20 protein-coding genes and 1 tRNA gene are annotated in these 22,000 nt (G+C 68.8%); 8 read left to right on the top strand and 13 right to left on the bottom strand.

What is annotated here, in order from left to right; all coding sequences use genetic code 11:
* Positions 1–23: 23 nt before the first annotated feature.
* From dusA to ABB22_RS16325, 4 genes are all read left to right on the top strand, one after another.
* On the top strand, positions 24–968 hold the full coding sequence (dusA, locus tag ABB22_RS16340; protein ID WP_244481351.1) for a tRNA dihydrouridine(20/20a) synthase DusA: 945 nt from the start codon (positions 24–26) through the stop codon (positions 966–968).
* A 185-nt stretch (positions 969–1,153) separates the two neighbouring features.
* Entirely contained in the window at positions 1,154–1,522 is a 369-nt protein-coding gene (locus ABB22_RS18810; protein ID WP_055766788.1) for a hypothetical protein, read from the top strand.
* Between the two features lie 70 nt (positions 1,523–1,592).
* Entirely contained in the window at positions 1,593–2,276 is a 684-nt protein-coding gene (locus tag ABB22_RS16330; protein WP_004136763.1) for a response regulator transcription factor, read from the top strand.
* Between the two features lie 21 nt (positions 2,277–2,297).
* Positions 2,298–3,725: an ATP-binding protein gene (locus ABB22_RS16325; RefSeq protein ID WP_055766785.1), complete on the top strand. Its 1,428-nt coding sequence runs from the start codon at positions 2,298–2,300 to the stop codon at positions 3,723–3,725.
* 88 nt (positions 3,726–3,813) lie between these two features.
* Here ABB22_RS16325 and ABB22_RS16320 read toward each other — a convergent pair whose 3' ends face one another.
* Positions 3,814–4,617: a M90 family metallopeptidase gene (locus ABB22_RS16320; protein WP_055766782.1), complete on the bottom strand. Its 804-nt coding sequence runs from the start codon at positions 4,615–4,617 to the stop codon at positions 3,814–3,816.
* Positions 4,584–4,871: a hypothetical protein gene (locus ABB22_RS18635; RefSeq protein WP_082443552.1), complete on the bottom strand. Its 288-nt coding sequence runs from the start codon at positions 4,869–4,871 to the stop codon at positions 4,584–4,586. Before ABB22_RS18635 ends, ABB22_RS16320 begins: the two co-directional genes overlap by 34 nt.
* A 128-nt stretch (positions 4,872–4,999) precedes the next feature.
* Between ABB22_RS18635 and birA the strand changes: the two genes are divergently transcribed.
* The 4 genes from birA (at position 5,000) to ABB22_RS16295 (ending at position 7,591) form a co-directional block, all read left to right on the top strand.
* Positions 5,000–5,965, top strand: coding sequence for a bifunctional biotin--[acetyl-CoA-carboxylase] ligase/biotin operon repressor BirA (birA, locus tag ABB22_RS16310; RefSeq protein WP_055766775.1), 966 nt, complete (start codon positions 5,000–5,002; stop codon positions 5,963–5,965).
* A complete protein-coding gene (locus ABB22_RS16305; RefSeq protein WP_055766774.1) occupies positions 5,962–6,699 on the top strand; it encodes a type III pantothenate kinase in 738 nt (245 codons plus the stop codon). Before birA ends, ABB22_RS16305 begins: the two co-directional genes overlap by 4 nt.
* A gap of 9 nt (positions 6,700–6,708) precedes the next feature.
* Positions 6,709–7,473 (top strand): SPOR domain-containing protein, encoded by a 765-nt coding sequence (locus tag ABB22_RS16300; RefSeq protein WP_055766771.1) that lies wholly within the window; start codon positions 6,709–6,711, stop codon positions 7,471–7,473.
* A gap of 42 nt (positions 7,474–7,515) precedes the next feature.
* Positions 7,516–7,591, top strand: a tRNA-Thr gene (locus ABB22_RS16295).
* 253 nt (positions 7,592–7,844) lie between these two features.
* On the opposite strand, the gene ABB22_RS16290 is transcribed toward ABB22_RS16295, so the two are convergent.
* From ABB22_RS16290 to ABB22_RS16240, 11 genes are all read right to left on the bottom strand, one after another.
* Entirely contained in the window at positions 7,845–8,894 is a 1,050-nt protein-coding gene (locus ABB22_RS16290) for a YncE family protein (RefSeq protein WP_055766768.1), read from the bottom strand.
* A gap of 421 nt (positions 8,895–9,315) precedes the next feature.
* The gene (locus tag ABB22_RS18630; RefSeq protein ID WP_152984231.1) at positions 9,316–10,116 is read right to left on the bottom strand and encodes a hypothetical protein; all 801 of its coding nucleotides are present in this window, start codon (positions 10,114–10,116) and stop codon (positions 9,316–9,318) included.
* An 86-nt stretch (positions 10,117–10,202) separates the two neighbouring features.
* A complete protein-coding gene (locus ABB22_RS16280) occupies positions 10,203–10,925 on the bottom strand; it encodes a hypothetical protein (protein WP_055766762.1) in 723 nt (240 codons plus the stop codon).
* A 93-nt stretch (positions 10,926–11,018) separates the two neighbouring features.
* Complete coding sequence (locus ABB22_RS16275) at positions 11,019–12,524, bottom strand: hypothetical protein (protein WP_152984230.1); 1,506 nt, start codon at positions 12,522–12,524, stop codon at positions 11,019–11,021.
* A gap of 20 nt (positions 12,525–12,544) precedes the next feature.
* Complete coding sequence (locus tag ABB22_RS16270; RefSeq protein ID WP_152984229.1) at positions 12,545–13,513, bottom strand: YncE family protein; 969 nt, start codon at positions 13,511–13,513, stop codon at positions 12,545–12,547.
* Positions 13,514–13,557: 44 nt separating this feature from the next.
* Positions 13,558–14,706 carry a PstS family phosphate ABC transporter substrate-binding protein gene (locus ABB22_RS16265; RefSeq protein WP_235504261.1) on the bottom strand — a complete coding sequence of 383 codons (1,149 nt, stop codon included), beginning with the start codon at positions 14,704–14,706 and terminating at the stop codon, positions 13,558–13,560.
* Positions 14,703–16,943, bottom strand: a complete 2,241-nt coding sequence (locus ABB22_RS16260; protein ID WP_055766752.1) for a TonB-dependent siderophore receptor — start codon at positions 16,941–16,943, stop codon at positions 14,703–14,705. Before ABB22_RS16260 ends, ABB22_RS16265 begins: the two co-directional genes overlap by 4 nt.
* A 100-nt stretch (positions 16,944–17,043) precedes the next feature.
* Positions 17,044–18,360 carry a CitMHS family transporter gene (locus ABB22_RS16255; RefSeq protein WP_055766749.1) on the bottom strand — a complete coding sequence of 439 codons (1,317 nt, stop codon included), beginning with the start codon at positions 18,358–18,360 and terminating at the stop codon, positions 17,044–17,046.
* A gap of 292 nt (positions 18,361–18,652) precedes the next feature.
* Positions 18,653–19,729: an ABC transporter substrate-binding protein gene (locus tag ABB22_RS16250; protein WP_055766746.1), complete on the bottom strand. Its 1,077-nt coding sequence runs from the start codon at positions 19,727–19,729 to the stop codon at positions 18,653–18,655.
* Positions 19,726–21,132 (bottom strand): sensor histidine kinase, encoded by a 1,407-nt coding sequence (locus tag ABB22_RS16245; protein ID WP_055766745.1) that lies wholly within the window; start codon positions 21,130–21,132, stop codon positions 19,726–19,728. Before ABB22_RS16245 ends, ABB22_RS16250 begins: the two co-directional genes overlap by 4 nt.
* Positions 21,125–21,802: a response regulator transcription factor gene (locus tag ABB22_RS16240; protein ID WP_055766744.1), complete on the bottom strand. Its 678-nt coding sequence runs from the start codon at positions 21,800–21,802 to the stop codon at positions 21,125–21,127. Before ABB22_RS16240 ends, ABB22_RS16245 begins: the two co-directional genes overlap by 8 nt.
* Positions 21,803–22,000 lie beyond the last annotated feature (198 nt).

Here is a 22,000-nt window from a genome sequence, read left to right as displayed (position 1 = left end):
AGAGTGTGTGTAAGAGACAGCTGATGGACTGGACGGACACCCATTGCCGGGTGTTCCACCGCATCCTCGCGCCGGGTGCGCGGCTCTATACCGAGATGGTGCACGCCAACGCGGTGATCCATGGCGACCGCCGGCGGCTGCTGGGTTTCGACGCCAGCGAGCATCCGCTCGCGCTGCAGCTGGGCGGCAGCGACCCGGCATTGCTGGCGCAGGCCGCGCGCATCGCCGCCGACTGGGGCTACGACGAGGTCAACCTCAACTGCGGCTGCCCGTCCGACCGCGTGCAGGCCGGCCGTTTCGGCGCCTGCCTGATGCGCGAGCCGGAACTGGTGGGCGAGTGCGTGGCGGCGATGGCTTCGGCGGTGGACATCCCGGTCACGGTGAAGTGCCGGCTGGGGGTGGACGACGACGACGACTACGGCGCCTTCGCCGCCTTCGTCGACCGCCAGGTACAGGCCGGCGCGGCGATGGTCGTCGTACACGCGCGCAACGCCTGGCTGAAAGGCCTGTCGCCCAAGGAGAACCGCGAGATCCCGCCACTGCGCTACGACTGGGCTTACCGGCTCAAGGCCGCGCGCCCGGCGCTGCCGGTGGTGCTCAACGGCGGCCTGGCCACGGTGGAAGCCGCGCAGGCGCAGATGGCCCATGTCGATGGGGTGATGCTTGGCCGTGCCGCGTACCACGACCCCTACGTGCTGCATGCGCTGGAAGCGGCGCAGACCGGTGCCCCGCTGCGCAGCCGCGAGGAGCTGCTGGAACGGATGCGCCCCTATGTCGAGGCCCGCCTGCAGGAGGGGCTGGCGCTCAAGCACATCACCCGGCATCTGCTCGGGCTGTACCACGGCCAGCCGGGCGGCCGCGGCTTCCGCAAGGTGCTGAGCGAAGGCGCCCACCGTCCCGGCGCGGACTGGTCGCTGGTCGAGCAGGCCGTGCAGGTCACCCGGGAGCAGGCGGCGCACGCGGCCTGAGGTCGGCGCCCATTCATTTTGCTCATGTAGCTGAACGAAGCGGGCTGCGGGCGGGGAGAGTTCAGATCGGATTCACCCCTAAAAATCAAGAATTTGCCTCGATTTCGTGAGGGTCACGCGAATCCCGCCGAGGACCCGTTTTCACGGATTTTGAACGAACCGTCGCAGTTCGATAGGATCACCCCATGCTTCCGGCTCCGCGTCACATTCTGGTCCTCGCCGTTGCCGCCGCTTTCGCGGCCGGTTCGCCGATGGCGGGAGCCTGGGCGCAGGACATCCGGCAGGAGCCGCCGCGCGGCGAGCGGGAAGTGCCGCGGCCGCGCATGCAGGACAACGTGGGATCGCTTTCCGATGCGGTACGGCGCGTCCAGCGCGAAACCGGCGGGCGCATCCTGGGCGCCGAGCGGGTGCCTTACGATGGCCGCGACATCAACCGCGTCAAATACATGGATGAGCGCGGCCGCGTGCGTTACATGGACGACGCGCCGCCGCCGCCGCGCGCGCCGCGGGCGCCCCGGCAGGTCGAGCAGCCACCACGCGGCGATAACCCCTGAACAGCGATAGTCGTCCCGCAATCCGCACACACATGCCGGTGATGGCCGGCCAAGCAACTAGGGAGAGTTCATGCGTATCCTTCTGGTCGAAGACGAAGCCCCGCTGCGCGAGACCCTGGCAGCCCGGCTCAAGCGCGAAGGCTTTGCCGTCGACGCTGCGCAGGATGGCGAGGAAGGCCTGTACATGGGCCGCGAGGTGCCGTTCGACGTCGGCATCATCGATCTGGGCCTGCCCAAGATGTCGGGCATGGAGCTGATCAAGGCACTGCGCGACGAGGGCAAGAAGTTCCCGGTGCTGATCCTGACCGCGCGTTCGAGCTGGCAGGACAAGGTCGAGGGCCTGAAGCAGGGCGCCGACGATTACCTGGTCAAGCCGTTCCATGTCGAGGAGCTGCTGGCGCGCGTCAACGCGCTGCTGCGCCGCGCGGCCGGCTGGTCCAAGCCGACCCTGGAATGCGGCCCGGTCGCGCTGGACCTGGCCGCGCAGACGGTCAGCGTGGCCGGCAGCAATGTCGACCTGACCAGCTACGAGTACAAGGTGCTCGAGTACCTGATGATGCATGCCGGCGAACTGGTCTCCAAGGCCGACCTGACCGAGCACATCTACCAGCAGGACTTCGACCGCGATTCCAACGTGCTGGAAGTGTTCATCGGCCGCCTGCGCAAGAAGCTGGACCCGGACGGCGAGCTCAAGCCGATCGAAACCGTGCGCGGCCGCGGCTACCGCTTCGCCATCCCGCGCAACGAGGGCTGATCCGCCGCGCGCGGTACGGACATGATCTACGGCCGTCTGTGGTTTTTCCGGCGCTGGCGGCCGCGTTCGTTGCAGGCGCGCCAGCTGCTGGCCGCCTCGGTGGGCCTGGTGGCCTTCCTCGCGCTGGCCGGCTACGCGCTGGACGCCGCCTTCGCCGGCACCGCCCGCGCCAATCTCTCCGAGCGGCTGAAGAATTACGCCACCTCCTACGCGGCCGGCATCGACTTCACCCGTGACCGCTCGCTCTACATCCGCGAACAACCGCCGGATCCGCGCTTCGACGTGCCCGGCAGCGGCCTGTACCTGCAGGTGGTGATGCCGGGCCATTCCGGCAACTCCATGTCCGCCGAGGGGCCGATCCTGCCCGACGTCAGCGCGCGCATGCTCGAGCCGCGCGAGGAAACCTTCGAAGGCCCGCTGCCGATCACCCAGATCGACGGGACGCCCGGCGAGGTCTACCGCTACGGCATGGGCCTGGTATGGGGCGGCGACGGCACGCCCGAGACCGAATTCCCCTACACCATCTACGTGCTCGAGGATTCGCGCGCGCTGGGCAAGCAGCTGCGCGTGTTCCGCAGCGCGGTGTGGTTCTGGCTGGGCGTGACCGGCCTGATCCTGCTGCTGCTGCAGACCCTGGTGCTGCAGTGGAGCCTGCGCCCGCTCAAGCGCGTGATCAACGAACTGACCCGCGTGCAGCGCGGCGAGCGCGAGCGCATGAGCGAGATGCACCCGCGCGAGCTGGAACCGCTGACCGACAGCATCAATGCCTTCATCGAGAGCGAGCGCGAGAACCTCGAACGCCAGCGCAATACCCTGGCCGATCTCGCGCACAGCCTGAAGACGCCGATCGCGGTGCTGCGCACGCAGCTGGACAGCGGTGCCGGCGACGGCGCGCTGCGCGAGGAGCTGGACGTGCAGCTGCAGCGCATGAACAACCTGGTGTCCTACCAGCTGGCGCGCGCGGCTTCATCCGGGCACAAGCTGTTCTCCGCGCCGGTGCCGATCGAGGCCACCGCCGAGGACATCGTGCCGGGGCTGGAGAAGATCTACGCCAGCAAGGGCGTGCTGTGCGAGTTCGAGCTGGAGCCGGGCGTCAACTTCTACGGCGAGCCGGGCGACCTGCAGGAGCTGATGGGCAACCTGTTGGAAAACGCCTTCAAGTGGGCCAGGCGCCGCGTGCTGCTGACCGCGCGCTCGATTCCCTGCGCACCGGGGCGACGCGCCGGCCTGGTGCTGGCGGTGGACGACGACGGTCCCGGCATCGCCGAGGAGAACATCGCAAAGGTGCTGCAGCGCGGTGTGCGTGGCGATGAGCGCGTGCAGGGCCATGGCATCGGCCTGTCGATCGTGCAGGACCTGATCAAGGACTATCGCGGCGAACTGCAGGTCAAGCGGTCGCCCGAACTGGGCGGCGCGCGTTTTGAAGTGACCTTGCCGCCGGGGTTGTGATCCGGCGACCGGCCGACCGCCCGCAGGAGCGGCTTCAGCCGCCAATGGGTTCTGCCGGGAATGCCGCCGTTCGCGGCTGAAGCCGCTCCTACGGGCGTTCTGGCGGCAGCGCGGCGAACGGCGAAGGCCCGTAGAAACGGCGCAGGTGTCCGGCCACCTCCGGCATTTCCCGTTCCAGCAGCTGCGGGGCGGAGAAGTGGTATTCGGTGGTAACGGCGAAGAACTCCTCCGGCGCTTCGGCCGCGTAGGGATCGATCGCGGTGTCGCGGCCGGCGTCCACCTGCGCGCAGAAGGCGTCGTAGCTGCGCTGGAAATCGCGGGCCCATTGCCGTTGCCATTCGCGCGGCAGCGGCGGCGTGCCGTCGAGCGCGCCGTCCAGTACATCGATCTTGTGCGCCATTTCGTGCACGGCCACGCAGAACCCGGACTGCGGGTCGGCGATATCGGCCTGCACGTCGGCCCACGACAGCAGCAGCGGACCGCTGTCCCAGGCCTCGCCGATCAGCTCGTCGTCCCATTCGTGCAGTACGCCGGCCGCGTCCATGTGGTTGCGGCGCACCCGGAACGCATCCGGATAAACCACCAGTTCGGACCAGCCCTGCAGGCCTTCCTGCCCGAATTCCAGCAGCGGCAGGCAGCACAGCGCGGCCAGCAGCAGGCGCTGGCCTTCATCCAGTTCCAGCCCGGCCACCGGGGTGATGGTCTTGCGTTGCAGGAAATGCGCCGCCAGCCCGCGCAGCCGTTCCTGGCGGGCGGCGTCGAGGGCTTGCAGCCACGGGCATGCCTGGCAGGTGTCCTGCCAGAGCGCTTCTTCCACGGGAGGGGGTTTGCGCCGCCAGCGGCGCAGCAACGACTGGATCAGCGGAACATACCGGGCAGGAGCCGGTGCCACTTCGGTGCGCGCAGCCGCGGGATGATCTCCTCGTCGCCGCCGCCGCCGGCCTGCTGCGGCGCCGGTATGGCGTGCTTGGGCTGGGACGGGGGAGCGGCGTTGGCCAGGTTCACCGACGCGGCGGGAACCGCCACGCGTTCCACTTCGCCCGGCGCATAGGTGCAGCCATTGCGGGCCGGGGTGTCGATAGCCTCCGCGGCATGCCCGGCCACGGGGGCCAGCAGCAGGATCAGGCAATGGGCGGTACGGCGCATCGTCGACATCCGGGGGCGGTTGAGCTCCCGATTCTAGCCTGCTTTTCCGGCCGGATTGGAAAGCCCCATGGGCGGCCCGGGCGCCTTCACGCATAATCGGCCGATCTGTTGCGATCAGAAGATCCGTCGTGGACGACCGTGAATTGCTGGCCAAGTTGGGCGAGGGCGCCTTTTCCGGCGACGCCCTGGCCCGTGGACTAGGCCAGACCCGGGCTGCCATCTGGAAGCGGATCCAGGGGTTGCGGGCGGCAGGCGTGGCTATCGAGGGCCGTGCCGGCGACGGTTACCGCCTGGCCCAGCCGCTGGAACTGCTGGACCGCACCCGCATCCTGGGGCAGCTCGCGCCCGATGTGGCGGCTTCGCTTGCGGAGCTGGAAATCGGCTGGACGGTGGGGTCGACCAACAGCGAATTGCTGCGGCGCAGCGCACCTTTGCGCGGCGTCGACGTGCTGCTGGCCGAGCGCCAGACCGGGGGCCGCGGTCGCCGCGGCCGGCAGTGGGCCTCGCCGCTGGCCGCCAACATCTATCTGTCCGTGTCCCGGGCCTTTGCCGGCGGCCTGTCGCGCATGGGCGGGCTGAGCCTGGCGGCGGGCGTGGCGGTGGGCGAGGCGCTGCATGCCCTTGGCTTCGCGGATGCGGGGCTGAAATGGCCCAACGACGTGCTGGTCGACGGCCGCAAGCTGGGCGGCCTGCTGGTGGAAGGCGGGGGCGAGTTCGCCGGGCCGGCGCGTGCGGTGATCGGGCTTGGCCTGAACGTGCGCATGCCCGCCAGCATCGCCGACGATATCACCCAGCCCTGGATCGACCTGGACACGCTGGCCGGCACACCGGTATCCCGCAACCGGGTGGTCGCGGCGCTGCTGGCGCATCTGTTGCCGGCGCTGGACCAGTTCGAACGGCAGGGCTTGGCGCCGTTCCTGCCGCGGTACGCGGCGATGGACGTGCTGGCCGGGCGGCCGGTGCGCGTGGAAGAGGCGGGTACCGTGCATGAGGGCTCCGCGCTTGGCCTGGCCGAGGACGGCGCATTGCGTGTTTCCATCGATGGCGGCGAACGCCATTTCCATGCCGGCGAAGTCAGCGTGAGGGCGCAATGAGCGACTGGCTGTTCGACCTGGGCAATTCGCGTTTCAAGTTCGCGCCGCTCGAAGGCGCCACTGCCGGCAGCGTGCAGGCATGGACGCATGGCGCCGAGGCCATGACCGCGACCGCACTGGATGCCCTGCCGCGCGGCGATACGGCCTGGGTGGCCAGCGTCGCCGCGCCGGCCCTGACCGCGACGGTGATGGAGCTGCTGCATGCCCGTTTCGCGCGCGTGCAGGTGGCGCGGACCCTGCCGGCATGCGCGGGCGTCACCATCGCCTATGCGCGCCCGGAAAAATTCGGTGTCGACCGCTTCCTGGCCCTGCTCGCCGCGGCCGCCGCGCAACGGCCGGTGCTGGTGGCCGGGGTGGGCACGGCGCTGACCATCGACCTGATGGACGCGGATGGCCGGCATCTGGGCGGGCGCATCGGCGCCTCGCCCACGGTCATGCGCGAGGCCCTGCACGCGCGCGCCATGCAGCTGCCGGCCAGCGGCGGCGACTATGCGGAATTCGCCAACGACACCGCCGACGCGCTGGCGTCGGGATGCGACGGCGCGGCGGTGGCGCTGGTCGAACGCAGTCTGCGCCATGGCGCCGACCTGCTCGGCGCCGCGCCGGTGCTGGTGATGCACGGCGGCGGCGCGGCCCCGCTGTTGCCGCTGCTGCCGGATGCGCAGTACCGGCCGGCGCTGGTGCTGGATGGCCTGGCGCGCTGGGCCGTGCACCAGCGGGCGCCGGGAGGCTAGGATCGCCCCATGCTGATTCGCTTCCTCATCGTCGCACTGGCCATCCTCAACATCGGTGTCGCGCTGTGGTGGATGACGCCGCGCGCGGCGCCGGCGATGGCGCCCGAGGCACTCGAGGCCGGCGTGGCCACGCTGGAACTGGTTCCCGTCGAGGCGGTGGAAACGTCGGCCGCGGCGGTGCCGGAATCGCCGCCCGCAACGGCTGCAACGCCGGTAGCCGTGCAGGCCGATGCGCTGGCGGATGCGGGCAAGCCCGCGGCCGCGACGGCTCCCGCAGCGGCGCAGCCCGTCGCGGCAACGCCGCCCCGTCCGCAACGGTGTTCCAGTTTCGGGCCGTTCGAGAGCCGGGAACAGGCACAGGCGGCCGCGACCACGCTGGGAGCGGACCTGGTCCGCTCCCAGCCGCGCGAGGTGCCGCCAAGGGCGGCGACCGGCTATCGCGTCCTCATTCCGCCGGCAGCCAGCCGCGAGGAAGCGCAGGCCACGGTCAAGCGCATCGTGGACGCCGGCATCAACGACTACTTCATCATCGCCCAGGGCGACGACGCCAACGCGGTAGCGCTGGGCCAGTACCGCAACCGCGAAGGCGCCGAGCGGCGCCTTGCCGCGCTGGCGGCGGCTGGCTTCACGGCACGCATCGTCGGCAATGGTGCGGAGGCTGCCGACAGCTGGTGGCTGGATGCGGCCTATGCCGATACCGCCAGCGCGGAGGACCTGCTCAAGCGCAGCGGTGCCGCGCAGCGGCAATCGCTGGAGTGCGCCCGCCTGCGCTAGAATGCCGCGCGGGCGCATCGCGAATGCGCCGCGAGGACCATCGCCGCTTTAGCTCAGTCGGTAGAGCAACTGTCTTGTAAACAGTAGGTCATCCGTTCGATTCGGATAAGCGGCACCACAAGAAGCGCGCGGAAACCCCTTGAAAACAGGGGTTTCAAAGAAAAAGGCCAGCGACGTACGCTGGCCTTTTCCGTTCTGCCGGGGAAGCAATCCTTGTCGATCGCTTCATGGCGCCTGCGGGCAGATCCTGGCATGAGCCGCGATCTTGTCGGGACGAGGGCCGCGCTTGACCAGTATCCGCTGCTGCTGCGCCAGCATGGCCTTGCACTCATGTCCGGGAGCGGCGGACCGGCGTCCACGCACGCGGATTCTCACTGTGGCTTGTAGCCCAGCACCACGAAGCTGTCCGGATGGAAGGACGGCGTGGGTGCCTTGCCGTCCGCATCGGGGGCGCCGAAGGTCGCGTCGGCGGTCACCAGGTACACGCGGCCATCGCGTTCGTCGATCTGCATCGTCCGCGCCTGCGGGCGCGTCTGCACGTTGCCGAGCAGCCGATAGCTGTCCGGGCCTTCCTGGCGGATCACGGTCAGGCTGGCGTCGCCTCCGTTGGAGGTGAGGATCAGGCCGCGCTTCTCGTCCACGGCCATGCCGTCGATGCCCTTGCCGATCGGGATGCTCGCGAGCTGGCGGCCGCTGCGCGCATCGAGTGCGATGAAGCGCGGCGCGTCGCCGCGGCAGCCGATCAGGATGCGGTCGTGGCTGGCCTGGTATTCGACCGCCACCACCTGCACGCAGTCGATCGGCCAGCGCGCCTGCTCGGCGAGCGTGCGCGAATCGAGCTTGAGCAGGAGGTTGTCGTAGCGTGCCGGCGCATAGAGCGCGCCCTTTCCGTCGGGGGCCGGGTCGTCCATCTTCTTGAACGGGAACGTCGTCCTGCCCAGCGGCTTGCCGGTGGCGGCGTCGAGCGTGAACCAGGTCGATTCGGCCGCGCGTGCGCCCACCACGGCATGGATGCGTCGGGTGGCCGGATCGAACACGACCCCATTGAGTCCGCCGTCGTCGGCCAGCCTGATCCTGTCGATGACCTTCAGCGACTTCAGTTCGAAGCTGAGCAGCGAGCCATCGGTCATCGCGACGTAGCCGCGGTCGAACTGCGGCAGCAGCAGCGGACCATTGGCGCCGACCGAATTCTCCACCGTCGCCAGCACCTTGCGGGTATCGACGTCGAAGACCGTCAGCCCATCCTTGCGGCGCGCCATGAACAGGCGCGAGCCATGCGGTTCCAGCCGGATGTAGTCCCAGTCGGTGTCCGTGCTGGGAAGCCGGGTGGTGTTTTCGAGCTGGTAGAGCGTGTCGCCGGCGGTGGCGGGAAACGCGGCGCCGGCAGCGAGCAGCAGGGCGAAGCGGGTGCGCAGGTGCATGGTCCATCCCCGATGGGTGTCGGGCGATGATTGCGCCGCGTTGCTGACAAGCCGCTGTCATCGGCCATGGGAACCCGCAAGCGGTCTACCCGTTGCCGTGGACAAGCCCGGCTTCGCCGTGGGTATCAGCCTGTCGACGGAACGCGTGCCTGTCGTGGATGGCGGACTTCCTTGCCGTGGATACCGCGCATGGTCCCGATGCGCTGCATCGAACGGTCGCCTCCGGCTCCGCGCCTTCGACGAAGGCGGCTGGCCTGCCTGCGGTCCACGCTGGTCGCGGGCGGCGCTGCGGCGCATGGCCTGGCGGTTGCGCCTGATGCGGCATCCGGCCCGGACGCGGCAACGGCCAGACAAGGAAGCCCGGCACTGGCGTCCCAGTGCCGGGCTTCGGAGCGCATCCCAGGGGGGAGGATGTGCCGGATTACGGTGCCGGCCTGGCGTAGGACTCGTTGAAGTCGCGGCGCATGGTCTTCTTGTCGACGTTCAGGCGCGCCCATTCCGGGTACGGGCCGGACAGCAGCAGCGCCTTGTACGGGTCCTTGACCGATGCCTTGCGGTCGAACTCGGCCTGGTTGGCGTATTCGGTGACCAGGAACGCGCGCGGGTTCTTCAGGTCGCCGCTGGCCTCGCGCTCCAGGTACATCGTGTAGCGGGTCATGATGCCGGAGTGGTACTGGTTGTCCATGTTCGGGTCGATGTAGTCCTGCGAGTACTCCTTGTAGGCCTGCGGCGACACGAAGGTTTCGTACTGGCTGACGACGTAGACCGACTGGTCCGGATTATTCTTCCTGCTGACGCGCTCGGTCATGACATCGACGCGGCTGCTGAGCACGTCGGGGCCGAGGTCGGCGGCCGGGCCGGCCTTCCACTGCTCGTAGGCCGCTTCGCTGGGGAACTTCACGATCGCCAGTTCATCGAAACCGGAGCCATAGCCGGGCTTTTCCTCGAACGCGTATTCCTTCACCACGCGCACTTCCGAGGCGATGCCTTCGTCCTTCAGCGCGCGCAGCTTCTGCGCGAAGCCGGCCGGTACGGCCTTGCCCGGCGGCGCCCAGACGATGACGTTGGCCGGTTCCGCGGCGGCGGCCGTCGCGGCTGGCGGAGTGGCGGCCTGGGCGGCTGCCGGGGCGGCGGTTTCCTGCTTGCCGCAGGCGACCAGCGCCATGCACGCCAGTGCGATGCCGAATACCTGGGTGGCCCGGGCTTTGACTTGGTGGTTCATCTTCTTCTCCATTTGCAACGAGAGGTTCCGGCTCCGCGCCATTGCGGGCGAGGCCGGATTCCCGTCCCGAAGGACGGGAGCGGGGGTCAGTGCGCCGGCACGGCCAGCGTCCAGCTCTGGGTGGTGCGCAGTTCTTCCTTCAGCGCGGACTGGCGCGCGTATTCCTTGTCCGCGCGGGCGATGTCCTCGCTGAGCCTGGCCTTGATCGGCTCGGCTTCCTGCTCGGTCTTCGCATCGGTGTACTCGAGCACCAGCAGGGCGCGGCCACCGGCGTTGCGCTCCAGGTACATCGCGTAGCGGGTGAGGATGCCGTTGTCGACCTGCGAGTCCAGGTACTTGGTCAGGTAGCCATCGACCCACGCCTGCATCGCCTCGCGCGGCGAGTTCAGGGTGTAGTAGCTGATCTTGTACATGGGCTTCGCGTTGGCCGCCGGCGCCTTGCCGCCCTGCGTCATCACGTCGGCGATGGACAGCTGCAGCGGCGCGGCCAGCGCGGTGGCGTTGGCCTGCTGCCATGCCGTCATCTGCGCCTGGCCGCCGAAATGCAGCGTGGCCATCGAACCGAAGCCGGAGGGCTTGTCGCGCTTGAGGCTGTCCACCCACACCACGTTGTCGCGGCCGAGCGCCTTGCGCCATGCATCCACCTGGGAAGAAAGTGCGGCCGGGTGCGCGCTGCCTTCCGGCACCACCACCACCATGTCCGCGGCCGCGCGGCCGGGGCCGGCGAAGGCGGGGGCGGCGCACAGCGCCAGGGCGAGCAGCGGCGCGTGCAGCAGGCCGGCGCAGGATCGGTTTTTCGCTTTCATCATGGGTTTCACCGTTGGAATGCGGGGAATCGCATCGGGGGGGGCGTGGTGCCGGACGACGAGGGCCGGCACCACGCCGGTGGGGAGGAGCAGCGGTCAGGGTGCGGTCAACAGCCAGGCCAACGCGGCGCCGTAGACCCGCTGGCCGTCGTCGGTCAGGTCGGGAAAGCGCGGTGCATCGAGCGGGAACAGCACGCGGCGTGCTGGTGCGACCGCATCGTTGGCCATGGTCGCGCCCTTCTCGAAGGCGAACATCGTCGCGTGCTCGGGCTGGTTGGGGATGGTGGCGATCACCTGCGCGCCGGCCGGCGGACGCGACCAGGCCAGCACGCCCGGCGTCGTGTAGAGCTTGAACTGGCCAGCCGGCATGCCCGCGGCGATCGGGTGGTAGGCGCGCACCACGTCCACGTAGTTCTCCGGCGGGTACAGGCTTTCCTTGTGGTCGTTGACGCCGTAGTCGGTGTTGCGGCGGCGGCTCACCATGCCCAGTGCGTCCACCGCCTTGGCTTCCAGCAGCATCACCGGGATCTTCACGTCGGCGTACTTGATGCCCAGCTTGTACTTGTTGGTGCTGGCCGAGACGATCACCAGGTCCATGCCCTGCGCGCGGCTGTCCGGTTCCATGTGGTCGGCGGTGTGCACCTCGAAGCCCAGCGACTTCAGCCAGACCAGCTGCGCCTGGTCGGAAGCCTCGTTCTCCGGCCACGGCAGGTCGTAGCGGCGCACGAACAGCACCTTCTTGCCCTTGGCCAGGTTGGCCAGCGTGGCGCGCTGCTGGGCCGGCGATGCCGATACCGGTGCCTGCGGCGCGGTGACCGCCCAGCGCAGGGCGGCATCGAACAGGCGGCGGCCGCCGAACCAGGCGAATTCCTTGGGATCCTGTGCCGCCGGGCCCTGCGCGTCGGACAGGATCGACCAGCTGTTGTTGCCCAGGAACAGGCCGACGCGGCGGGCCGGTGCGACCGCGTCGCCCATCATCAGCGCGTTGCGTTCATAGGAGAACACCGCCGCCTGGTCGAGCTCGCCGCCGAACACCACGGCGATGTCGGCGCCGCGGCTGGGCTTGCCCCAGCTCGGGTCGGTGACGCCGCCACTGAACAGCAGCGGCGCGAACATCCCGTGCGGAATGCGCGCCGCGCGCAGGATCGGATTGGTCGAACTTGTGGCATGCGCGTAGTAGTCGGCATGGTTCTCGTTGTGGAACGGCTTCTCGCGCACCACCGAGAAGTCTTCGTGCAGCTTGTCGCCGGTCATGCCCAGCAGCGGGAAGCTGTAGGCGCTCCAGGTGACGATGGGCGTGCGCAGGTCGCGGTAGCGGTTGCCCAGCTCGCGGGCATTGACCGTGGAGGAGATCAGCACCAGGTCCTTGCCGTTGGCGGCGGTGGCCGGATCGGTGGCCGAGGCGGTGGTCACCTGCGCGCCGAGCGTGCCCAGGTAGTCGCGGATCAGCGGATCGTCGTTGGGCGCGTCCTTGGCGGTCTTGCCGACGACGAACAGGATCTGTTTGCCCTTCAGGGCGTCGTCGCGGACCTCCTGCGCCAGTGCCGGCGCGGTGACGAGGAACGCGGTGACCAGGGTGATGCGCTGCAGATTCTTCAACATGATGGTTTCCCCGTATGCCGTCACTTGCCGATGACCAGGACGCCGTCGGCGCCGCTGACGAAGGCCCGTCCACTCCTGCCGTCGAACGCGGCGGCGCTGCCGCCGCCGATGCCGGCCTTGCTGGACTCCAGCGACGGGGTCAGCTTGGCGTTCTGGACCACGTCCAGGGTGCCGTCGGCATTGGGCATGAACAGCCGCACCAGCCGTGCCGGCGCGTATTGGATGGCGACGCCGGCCGCGCCCTTGCCGCCGGTTTCGACCACGCCGAGCATCTGGCCCGGATCGGGATCGACCACGATCATCTTGCCGTTGCCGGTGGAGACGTAGATGCGGCGTTCCTTGACGTCGTTGGCCATCGCGGTGGGCGCCTTGCCCGGCCACACCGAGATGGCGCCCAGCGGCGAGAGCTTGGCGGTGTCGACGACGTGCAGCACGTCCTTCGCCTCGTCGGCGACGAACAGGTTGCCGCGGCCATCGACCGAGGCGCCGCGCAGGCGTCCGCCCAGCTTCAGGCTGCCGCGGCTGGCGCCGTTCTTCGCATCCAGGGCCGCCAGCTGGCCGTTGCCGGCGTTGGAGACATAGACCACGCCGCGCGCCGGGTCGTATTCCAGCTCACGCGGTTCGCTGCCGCCGGAACGGACGGTCTGCAGCACGGCCAGGCTCTGCAGGTCGAACACCAGCACGCTGCCGCCATCGGCGCTGCTGGCGTAGCCGCGCCCGAGATCGGGTGCGAGCGCGATGCCGCCGACCGCGCCATTCACGGCGATCGTGCCCTTGCGCTCGCCGCTGTCGATGTCGAACACATCCACACCGCCCTGGCGGCCCGCGTACAGGCGGCGTCCGGCTTCGTCCACCTTCAATGCCTGCGCCGGCGATGCTGCGGCGCCGGACAGCGTGCCCAGCACCTTGTATTCCTGCGCCGGTGCGGTGACCGGCATCAGTGCGGTCGCCAGCAACAGCGAGCCAAGAACTCCCGTGATCGCTTTCATTTTCTTCCCCGTGTTTTCGATGGGTGTGCCGGTGGCACGCGATGTCATTTCCCTTCCAGCGCCGCGCGGCCCTGCGCGGCCTGGAACTCGCGCAGCGGCAGGAAGACGCCCTGCTCGCGCACGACGGCCTGGCCCTCGCGGCTGAGCACGAAGCGCAGGAACTCCTCCAGTGCCGGCGGCAACGGCTTGCCCGGCGCCTTGTTGACGTTGAAATAGACCAGGCGCCCCAGCGGGTAGCGCGCGGTGGCGACGTTCTCGTAGCTCGGCGACACCGCCTCGCCGCCGGTTTCCTGCACCAGCGACAGCATCCGTACCGGCGCGTCGATGTAGGCCAGGCCCGAATAGCCCAGCGCGTAGCGGTCGGAAGCGACCTGGGTGGCGAGCGGGAACACCAGCTTCTCGTAGTGCAGGTCCTCGCGCCATTCGCCGCGCTTGCCGCCATGGTCGAGGATGCGCTGGCGGATGAATTCCTCGAAGCCGTTCCACGGCTTGATCGCATGCACCTGGATCGGCTTGTCGGCCCATTCACCGGTCAGGCCGAGCTGCCCCCAGGTGGTGATCGGCGCGCCGCCGCGATGGCGGGTGCTGGAGAAGATCGCGTCGATCTGCTCGTAGCTGAGCTGGTCGATGGGATTGTCCGGATGCACGAAGAAGCCCATCGCATCCAGGAAGCCATAGTGCCGGTAGCTGCCGCCGGAGATCGGGATGCTGGTCGGCGCATAGCCGAAGCGCGCGTCGAACTCGCTCAGGTCCTCGGGCTTGAGCTCGCGCGAGACGAACACGAAGTCGGCCGCATCCTTGATCAGTTCCTTGGTGCCGAGGCTGCCGGCGAACGGCTGCCTGATGCTCAGTTCCACCTTGGGGTGGTATTGGCGGAAGCGTTCGAACCAGCGTCCGACCAGGTCCACCAGAACGTCCGAGGAGCCGCCGCTGAAGCTGCCGGTCAGCTTTGCCTTGCCCGGCACATAGGCCGGCAGCGCCGCATCCACGGTCGGCTGCAGCAGTTCCGGCCGCGGCAGCGTGCGGCCCTGGCGCTTGCCCGCTTCCTTCTCTTCCTCGGTCTGCGGGACGTTGGTCTTCAGCGGCGCTTCCAGCCATTCCACCGGGCCGGCCGGCGCAGCGGCGTGCGCCGCGCCGCAGATGCCCAGTGCCATTGCCAGCAGCAACGACCGGTTCATGCTGTCGATGGTCACCACAGCGGGATCCTCACGGAGAAGGTGATGTTGCGCGGCACGCCCGGCACCACGCCGTTCTCGTTGGTGGTCGAGTTGACGCCTTCGTAGTAGCGCTTGTCGAACACGTTGCCGAGCTTCAGGGTCAGGTCGTAGCGGCCGCCGAGCTTGTAGTAGAAGGCCACGTCCGCCACGGTGTAGGACGGCAGCAACAGCACGCGCGGATCGGCCAGGGTCGGCAGGCTGCCGGCCACCGCGCTGCTGTGGCTGGCGCCGGCGCCGATGCCGAGGTTGCGCAGCGCGCCTTCCGGGAAGTCGTAGCGCAGCCAGAGGTTGGCCGACTTCAACGCCGAGTTGGTCAGCTGCGCGCCGACCAGCGGCGCGGTCCGGGCCGCATAGGTCTTCGACACATAGGCATCGGTATAGGCGATGCCGCCGATCACCTGCAGGTTGTCGGTGGCCTGGAAGTTGAGTTCCAGTTCCGCGCCCTTGGAACGCTCGGCACCCACCTGCTGCGAACAGGTGCCGCCGACGCCGGCATTGCAGGCGATGGACGCCAGCGTGTTGCTCTTCTCGATGTCGAACACCGCCAGCGTCGCGGTCAGGCGGTTGTCCAGCAGCTCGGTCTTGGCGCCGACTTCGTACTGGCGGCCTTCCTGCGGATCGAACGGGTTCGGGTTGCCGGCTGCGTCCTGCACGCCGGCGGCCTGCGGAACGTAGGAGGTGGCGTAGCTGGCGTACAGGGTCCATGCCGGGGTCGGGTGGAACAGCACGCCCACGGTGGGCAGCACCGCCGTGGAGGACGTCGAATTGACCGTCAGCGGCGGCGTTTTACGTTCTTCCGTCCGCTGCTTTTCCCTGGCGTAGCGCAGGCCGAGGTTGAGCTTCCATGAGTCGGACAGGCTCACCAGGTCCGAGACATAGACGCCGGCGGACGTGTTGCGGGTAAAGCGGCGGTTGACCGGGCCGGTCGGGTAGCTGGACAGCGGCGGCGTCACGCCGAACACCGGGTTGTAGACGTTGACATTGCACGGGTGGGTAGCCACCGCCGGGCAGTCATAGAACTGGAGGCGCTCGAAATCGGTGGTATCCACGCCGTAGGTCACGCCGGCGATGAACTTGTGCTCCATGGCGCCGGTGTTGAACGGCAGGGCGAAATTGCCGTCGAAATAGTCGTAGTTGCGCTTGTTCAGCTGTCCGCGCGCGCGACGGCGCAGGGTGACGCCATCGGCCAGTACCCCGACGTTGTCGAAGCCGCGTGCGTGGTCCTCGCCGCGCACGCTGCGCGTGGCCAGGTTGAGCGTGCCGCCGTTGTGGAAGTAATGCGACATCGACAACGTGCCCGACCATGCTTTCTCGTCGGCCACGTCGCCCGGCTCCTGGTAGCGGGTGCGGATGTCGGCGATCCTGCTGGCGTCCTTGTCCGGCGCGACCAGCTGGTTGTTGTCGTAGGCGTTCTTGCGGGTGCGGTACTCGAAGGCCGCGTTCAGCACGGTCGCGTCGGTTGCATGCCAGCTCAGGCTGGGCGCGATGTACTTGCCTTCGTCGAAACTGCCACGGCGGAATCCGTCCTTGTCGGTGTATTCGCCTACCAGGCGGTAGAGAAGGCGTTGTTCGGCGTCCAGCGGGCCGGTGAAATCGACGCCGATGTTGTAGCCGTTGGCGTCCCCCGCCGACAGGCCGCCGCCGGCGAAGGTGGACGCGCGCACGTCGATCAGGGCCGCGGACTGGGCCTTGGGCTTCTTGGTGATGATGTTGACGAAGCCGCCCGGCTGCGCCGCGCCATACAGGATCGATGCCGGACCCTTCACCACTTCGATGCCCTCGGCGGCGAAGGTCGGTGGCGAACCGAAACGCCCGGCGACGCCGGGCATGCCGTCGACCATGATCGCGTTCTTGTCGGCCTGGGTGGTCTTGAAGCCGCGGATCGAGATGTCGTACCCGCTGTTGCCGCCACGGCGCACGCCGGTCATGTAGTTGTACAGATCGGCGATGCTGGTGGTCTCGATCGCCTTCATGAAGGCATCGCCGTAACCGGACACCGAATACGGCGTCTCCATCACGGTGAGCTCCTGCTTCATCGCGCTCTTCGCGCCCTGGGCGATGAACTTCGCATCCACCGTCACCGCATCCAGGGTGGTGGCGTCATGGCCGCCCGCATGCGTGGCAGGCGGTTCGCCCGGTTGTGGCGCGTTGGCTTCCTCGGCACCGGCGCCCTGCGCCAGTCCCAGCATGATGGCCATCGCCAGCAGATTCATTCGATTCACGATTCCCCCTCCCAAGGCAATCAATGATGAGTTTTGTCCTTGTTGCCGGAGCCGCCGCGACGTGCGGCGGCTTCCGCGTTGCACAGCTCCATCAGGATGCGAAGAAGGGGAAGACGCCCCCGACGATCGCGGTAACCAACATCAGCAGGCAGATCAGTACCGCCCACTTCAAGGTGAATTTCTGGTGGTCGCCGAACTCCACCTTCGCCAGCCCGACCAGCAGGTAGGTCGAGGGCACCAGCGGGCTCAGCAGGTGCACCGGCTGGCCGATCAGCGAGGCGCGCGCCATCTCCACCGGGGTGATGCCGTAGCTGCCGGCCGCCTGTGAGACCACCGGCAGCACGCCGTAGTAGAAGGCGTCGTTGGAAATGAAGAAGGTGAACGGCATGCTCGCCACCGCGGTGATGGTGGCCAGGTACGGGCCCCAGGCATCGGGGATCACCGCCAGGAAGCTGTCGGACATCGCCTGGACCATGCCGGTGCCGGACAGGATGCCGGTGAACACGCCGGCGGCGAAGATCACCGCGACCACCGGCATCGCGTTCTGCGCATGTTCGGCGATGCGCTCGCGCTGCAGCTTGACGCAGGGGTAGTTGATGACCACGGCGATGGAGAAGGCCACCATGAACAGCACCGACAGCGGCAGCACGCCCAGGATCAGGCAGGTCATCAACGCGACGGTCAGCAGCGCGTTGAGCCACAGCAGCCGGGGGCGCTTCAGGCGCTGGGCGCCTTCGTCGGCCGACAGCAGCGCGCCGATGCCGCTTTCCGCCGCGCCGTCGAGATCGATGACGCCCAGGCGTGCGCGCTCGCGCCGGCCAAGCACCCAGGACAGGCCGATCACGCCGGCCACGCCGACCACCATGGCCGGGATCATCGGCACGAACACGTCCGAGGCCTCGACCTGCAGCGCGCTCACCGCACGTGCCAGCGGCCCGCCCCAGGGGGTCAGGTTCATCACGCCGCCGGCCAGCATGGACACGCAGGTCAGGCTCAGCGCATCCATGCCCAGGCGGCGGTACAGCGGCAGCATGGCCGCGGTGACCAGCATGTAGGTGGTGGAGCCGTCGCCATCCAGCGACACCACCGCGGCGAGGATCGCCGAGCCCATCACCACCTTGAGCGGATCGCCGCCCACCGCCTTGACGATGCGCCGGACCACCGGGTCGAACAGCCCGGCGTCGATCATGATGCTGAAGTAGAGGATGGCGAACATCAGCATCACGCCGGTCGGCGCCAGCGTCTTGATGCCATCGAGCATCATCTTGCCCAGGTCCGAGCCACCGAATCCGCCAATCAATGCGAACAGGATCGGTACCGTGACCAGGGCCACCAGCGGCGACAGCCGCTTGGTCATGATCAGGGTCATGAACACGATCACCATTCCGAATCCAAGCAGGGTCAGCACCGTCCGCTCCTCATTCCCGACACCGGGTTTTCCTTGATCGCGGCCATCGCATGCCGCCCCTGTTCCTGGCCGCCAGATGCGCGGGGCATCCCGACCGTGGGGCGATACTAGGCAGCGCATGCTGTCGATGACCTGACATTGCGACGCAGCAAAGGCAGCCGGAAAACGTGCTGGAAAGGAGCGCATCGGCATCGACGGCGAGCGCGCTCCTGCGCGCTGCGGAGTGCTGCCGGAAAAGCACATGGGAGCGCGCCTTCGCGCGCTCCAGTGCGCCGGTTGATGCGGGGAAGCGCTACCGGCCCGCTTCGCGGGCGCTGTGCCGGTCCAGGATCACCCGCCATGTATCGAGCATCTGCCGCCGCTTCTGCTGGTCCAGGTACACCAGCAGGCCCGGGCCCAGCGCGATGGGGCGCAGCACGCCGATCTGCGATTCGTTGACGCCGAGGCGCTCGTACACGCCGTCCAGTTCCTTGCGGATCGGCGGCAGGCCGCAGCGCGCGGCCATCAGCTGCTGCCCGCGTACCGACAGCAGGTATTCCAGGAAGCGGTGCGCCAGGACCGGGTTCGGCGCGTTGCGGGCGATCATCACCGTGCGCGCGACCACCAGCGTGTGGTCGCGCGGATACACCAGCATCAGCCGCCGGGCGGCGTCGGGCCGCGCGCGCGCATACGAGCCGAGCAGGTTGTAGCCGGCCACCAGTTCGCCGGATTCGATGCGGTCGAGCAGGGTGGCGGTATGTTCCTCGGCCTGCACGCCGACATCGCCCAGCGCCTCCACCAGTGCGCCGAATTCGCTGCTGTGGCGCACGTCCTGCGAGGCGAGCAGGTAGCCCACGCTGCTGCGCGAGATGTCGTAGGTGCCGATGCGCCCGCGCCAGAACGCCGGATCGCGGCGGATCTCGTCGACCAGTTCTGCGCGCGACTGCGGGATGCGCCGGCCTTTCATCGCCGCGCGGTTGAACACCATGACCGCCGGCTCGAAGGTGAAGCCGAACGCCTCGTCGCGCCAGCGCGCCCACGACGGCAGCGCGCCGGCGCTGGGCGAGCGGTGCACGGCCGCATAGCCGTCGTTGACCAGCTTGACCTGCAGGTCCATCGCCGTGCTGATCAGCAGGTCGGCGCCGCGTACGCCGGCATCGGCCTCGCGCACGAAGCGCTCGTACTGCGGGGTGGCGTCGATGTTCTCGTAGCGCACGCCGATGCCGGGATGCAAACGCTGGAAATCGACCAGCAGCGGTTCGAACACCGCCGTATCCAGCGTGCTGTAGAGCGTGATGCTGCCTTCGGGCTCGCCCGGCGCCGGGTAGTCCTTGGCATCCGCGCGTGGCACCACCGCGACAAGGGCCAGCAGCCAGCACAGACGTCTCATCGCCTTCCTCCGAACTCCAGGCACACGGTCAGGCCGCCGCCGTCGCGGTCGATCAGTTCGATGGTCCCGCCATGGCTCCTGACCACGCGCGAGACGATCGCCATGCCCAGGCCGGCGCCCGCGGCCCGGGTATCGCCGCGCTCGAAGCGGCGGAACAAGCGCGCGCGATCCTCGGGCGCGATGCCCGGACCGTGGTCGGACACGGCCACGCGGTAGCCGTCCTGGGTCTGCCGCAGCACCACTTCCACTTCGGCATCCGGGCCGCTCATCCCGCGTGTGCCATGGCGGATCGCGTTGTCCACCAGGTTCTTGATCGCCTCGCCCAGCAGTACCGCATCGCCGCGCATCGGCGCCTGCGCGGCATCGCTGATGAAGCCCACCTGCACGTCGTCCGAAACCGGCACCGCATCGCGCAGGGCGCGCTTGATCACCTCCACCAGGTCCAGCGGTTCGAAGTCGCGGGCGTCGGCGCGGTGCATGACCATCGCATCGCTGAGCAGCTGGTTCACCAGCCGGGTCAGGCGCGCGGCATTGCGTTCCACCTTCAGCAGGCCGCTCCGTATCTGCTCGGGTTCGTCCTCGTCCAGCGCCAGTTGCGCCTGCGCGCGCAGCGCCGCCAGCGGCGTGCGTATCTGGTGGGCGGCATCGCCGATGAAGGCGCGCAGGGTGTCGATGTTCGCTTCCAGCCGGTACATGAAGCCGTTCATCGCATCGACCATCGGCCCGACTTCCGCCGGCACCGGCACGCGCACCGGATGCAGGTCGTGCGGCTCGCGAGTGGCCAGGTCGGCGCTGATCGCTTCCAGCGGCCGCAGCGCGCGGCCCACGCCCAGCCAGGCCAGGCCGAGCGCGCCCATGGTCAGCAGGGTGATCGGCAGCAGCGCGCCCAGCAGCAGGTCGCTGGCCAGTTCCTCGCGCGCGCGCCGGGTCTGCCCGACCTGCACCCATACCCAGCCGCGCAGGCCGGGCTGCGCCAGCTGCCGTCCCAGCACCACGAAGCGCACGGTCTGCCCGCGGTAGGCCGCGTCGAAGAAGCGCGGTATCGGCACTTCCGAAGGCTCCTGCTCGGCGGCGTGCATCGCCGGTATCCCGGGAAGGTCGCCGTAGCCGGTGATGGTTTTCCCGTCGGGGCCGAGCACGCGGTAGAAAACGCGGTCTTCCGGCGCGGCCGACAGCATGTCCAGCGCGGCGTAGGGCAGGTCCACGCGCACCTGGGTGCCATCCACCGAGAGGGTCTCGGCGATGGACAGCGCCGAGCCGGCGAGCAGGCGGTCGTAGGAAAGATCGGCCGCGCGCAGGCCGTAGACCCGCGCGGCGACGTACATCACCACCGTGCCGACCAGGAACAGCAGGGCCAGGCGCAGCACCAGGCGCGCCTTGAGCGAGCCGGCGCGCTCACGCATGGACGGTGTCGCCGGCTTCGGCCACGTAGCCCAGGCCGCGCATGGTGCGGATGGTCAGGTGCGCACCGAGCTTGCGCCGCAGCCGTCCCACGTAGACCTCGATGGCGTTGGCGCCGGCCTCGTCGTCGAAGTCGAACAGCTGCGAACAGATGTCCTCCTTGCTCAACACGCGGCCGAGGTTGCCGATCAGGATCTCCAGCAGGCGGTATTCGCGGCGCGGCAGGTCCAGCAGCGTGTCGGCGAGCATCACCGTCTTCGAGCCGCGGTCGAACACCAGCGCGCCCACGGTGGTCACGCCCGAGGCGATGCCCTGCGAGCGCCGCAGCAGGGCGCGGCAGCGCGCATCGAACTCGCGGATGTCGAACGGCTTGGACAGGTAGTCGTCGGCGCCGACGTCCAGCGCGTCCACCCGGTCCTCGATCTGCGAACGCGCGGTCAGCATCAGCACCGGCGTGCGGTCGCCGCGGGCGCGCAGTCCGCGCAGGATCGCGAAACCATCGCGGCGCGGCAGGCCGATATCCAGGATCACCAGCTCATAGCCCTGGTAGCGCAGCACCTCGTCGGCGGTCTGCCCGTCGCGCTGCCAGTCCACGGCATGTCCCTCGCGCTTGAGCCTGCGCTGGACGGCATCGCCCAGGTCGCCGTCGTCTTCAACCACCAGTATCCGCATGTCCGCATCCCGATAAAGGCAACACCACCGTCCCTCCCCATCGCGTGCGCGGACGTCAGCTTCATGACAGGTCCGCTTTCTACTTTGCACGCGTGCATAGCTATGCGGCAGGTGGAACGCGCAAGTCAATCTGCACCGCGCAACCATCGTCAGCGGGATATCAGCGGCCCACGGCCAGCATCACCGCCACCGCAGCGA

Source organism: Stenotrophomonas nitritireducens (assembly GCF_001431425.1).
In the GTDB taxonomy this organism is placed as follows: Bacteria; Pseudomonadota; Gammaproteobacteria; order Xanthomonadales; family Xanthomonadaceae; genus Stenotrophomonas; species Stenotrophomonas nitritireducens.
This window is presented reverse-complemented; position numbering and strand designations above follow the sequence as displayed.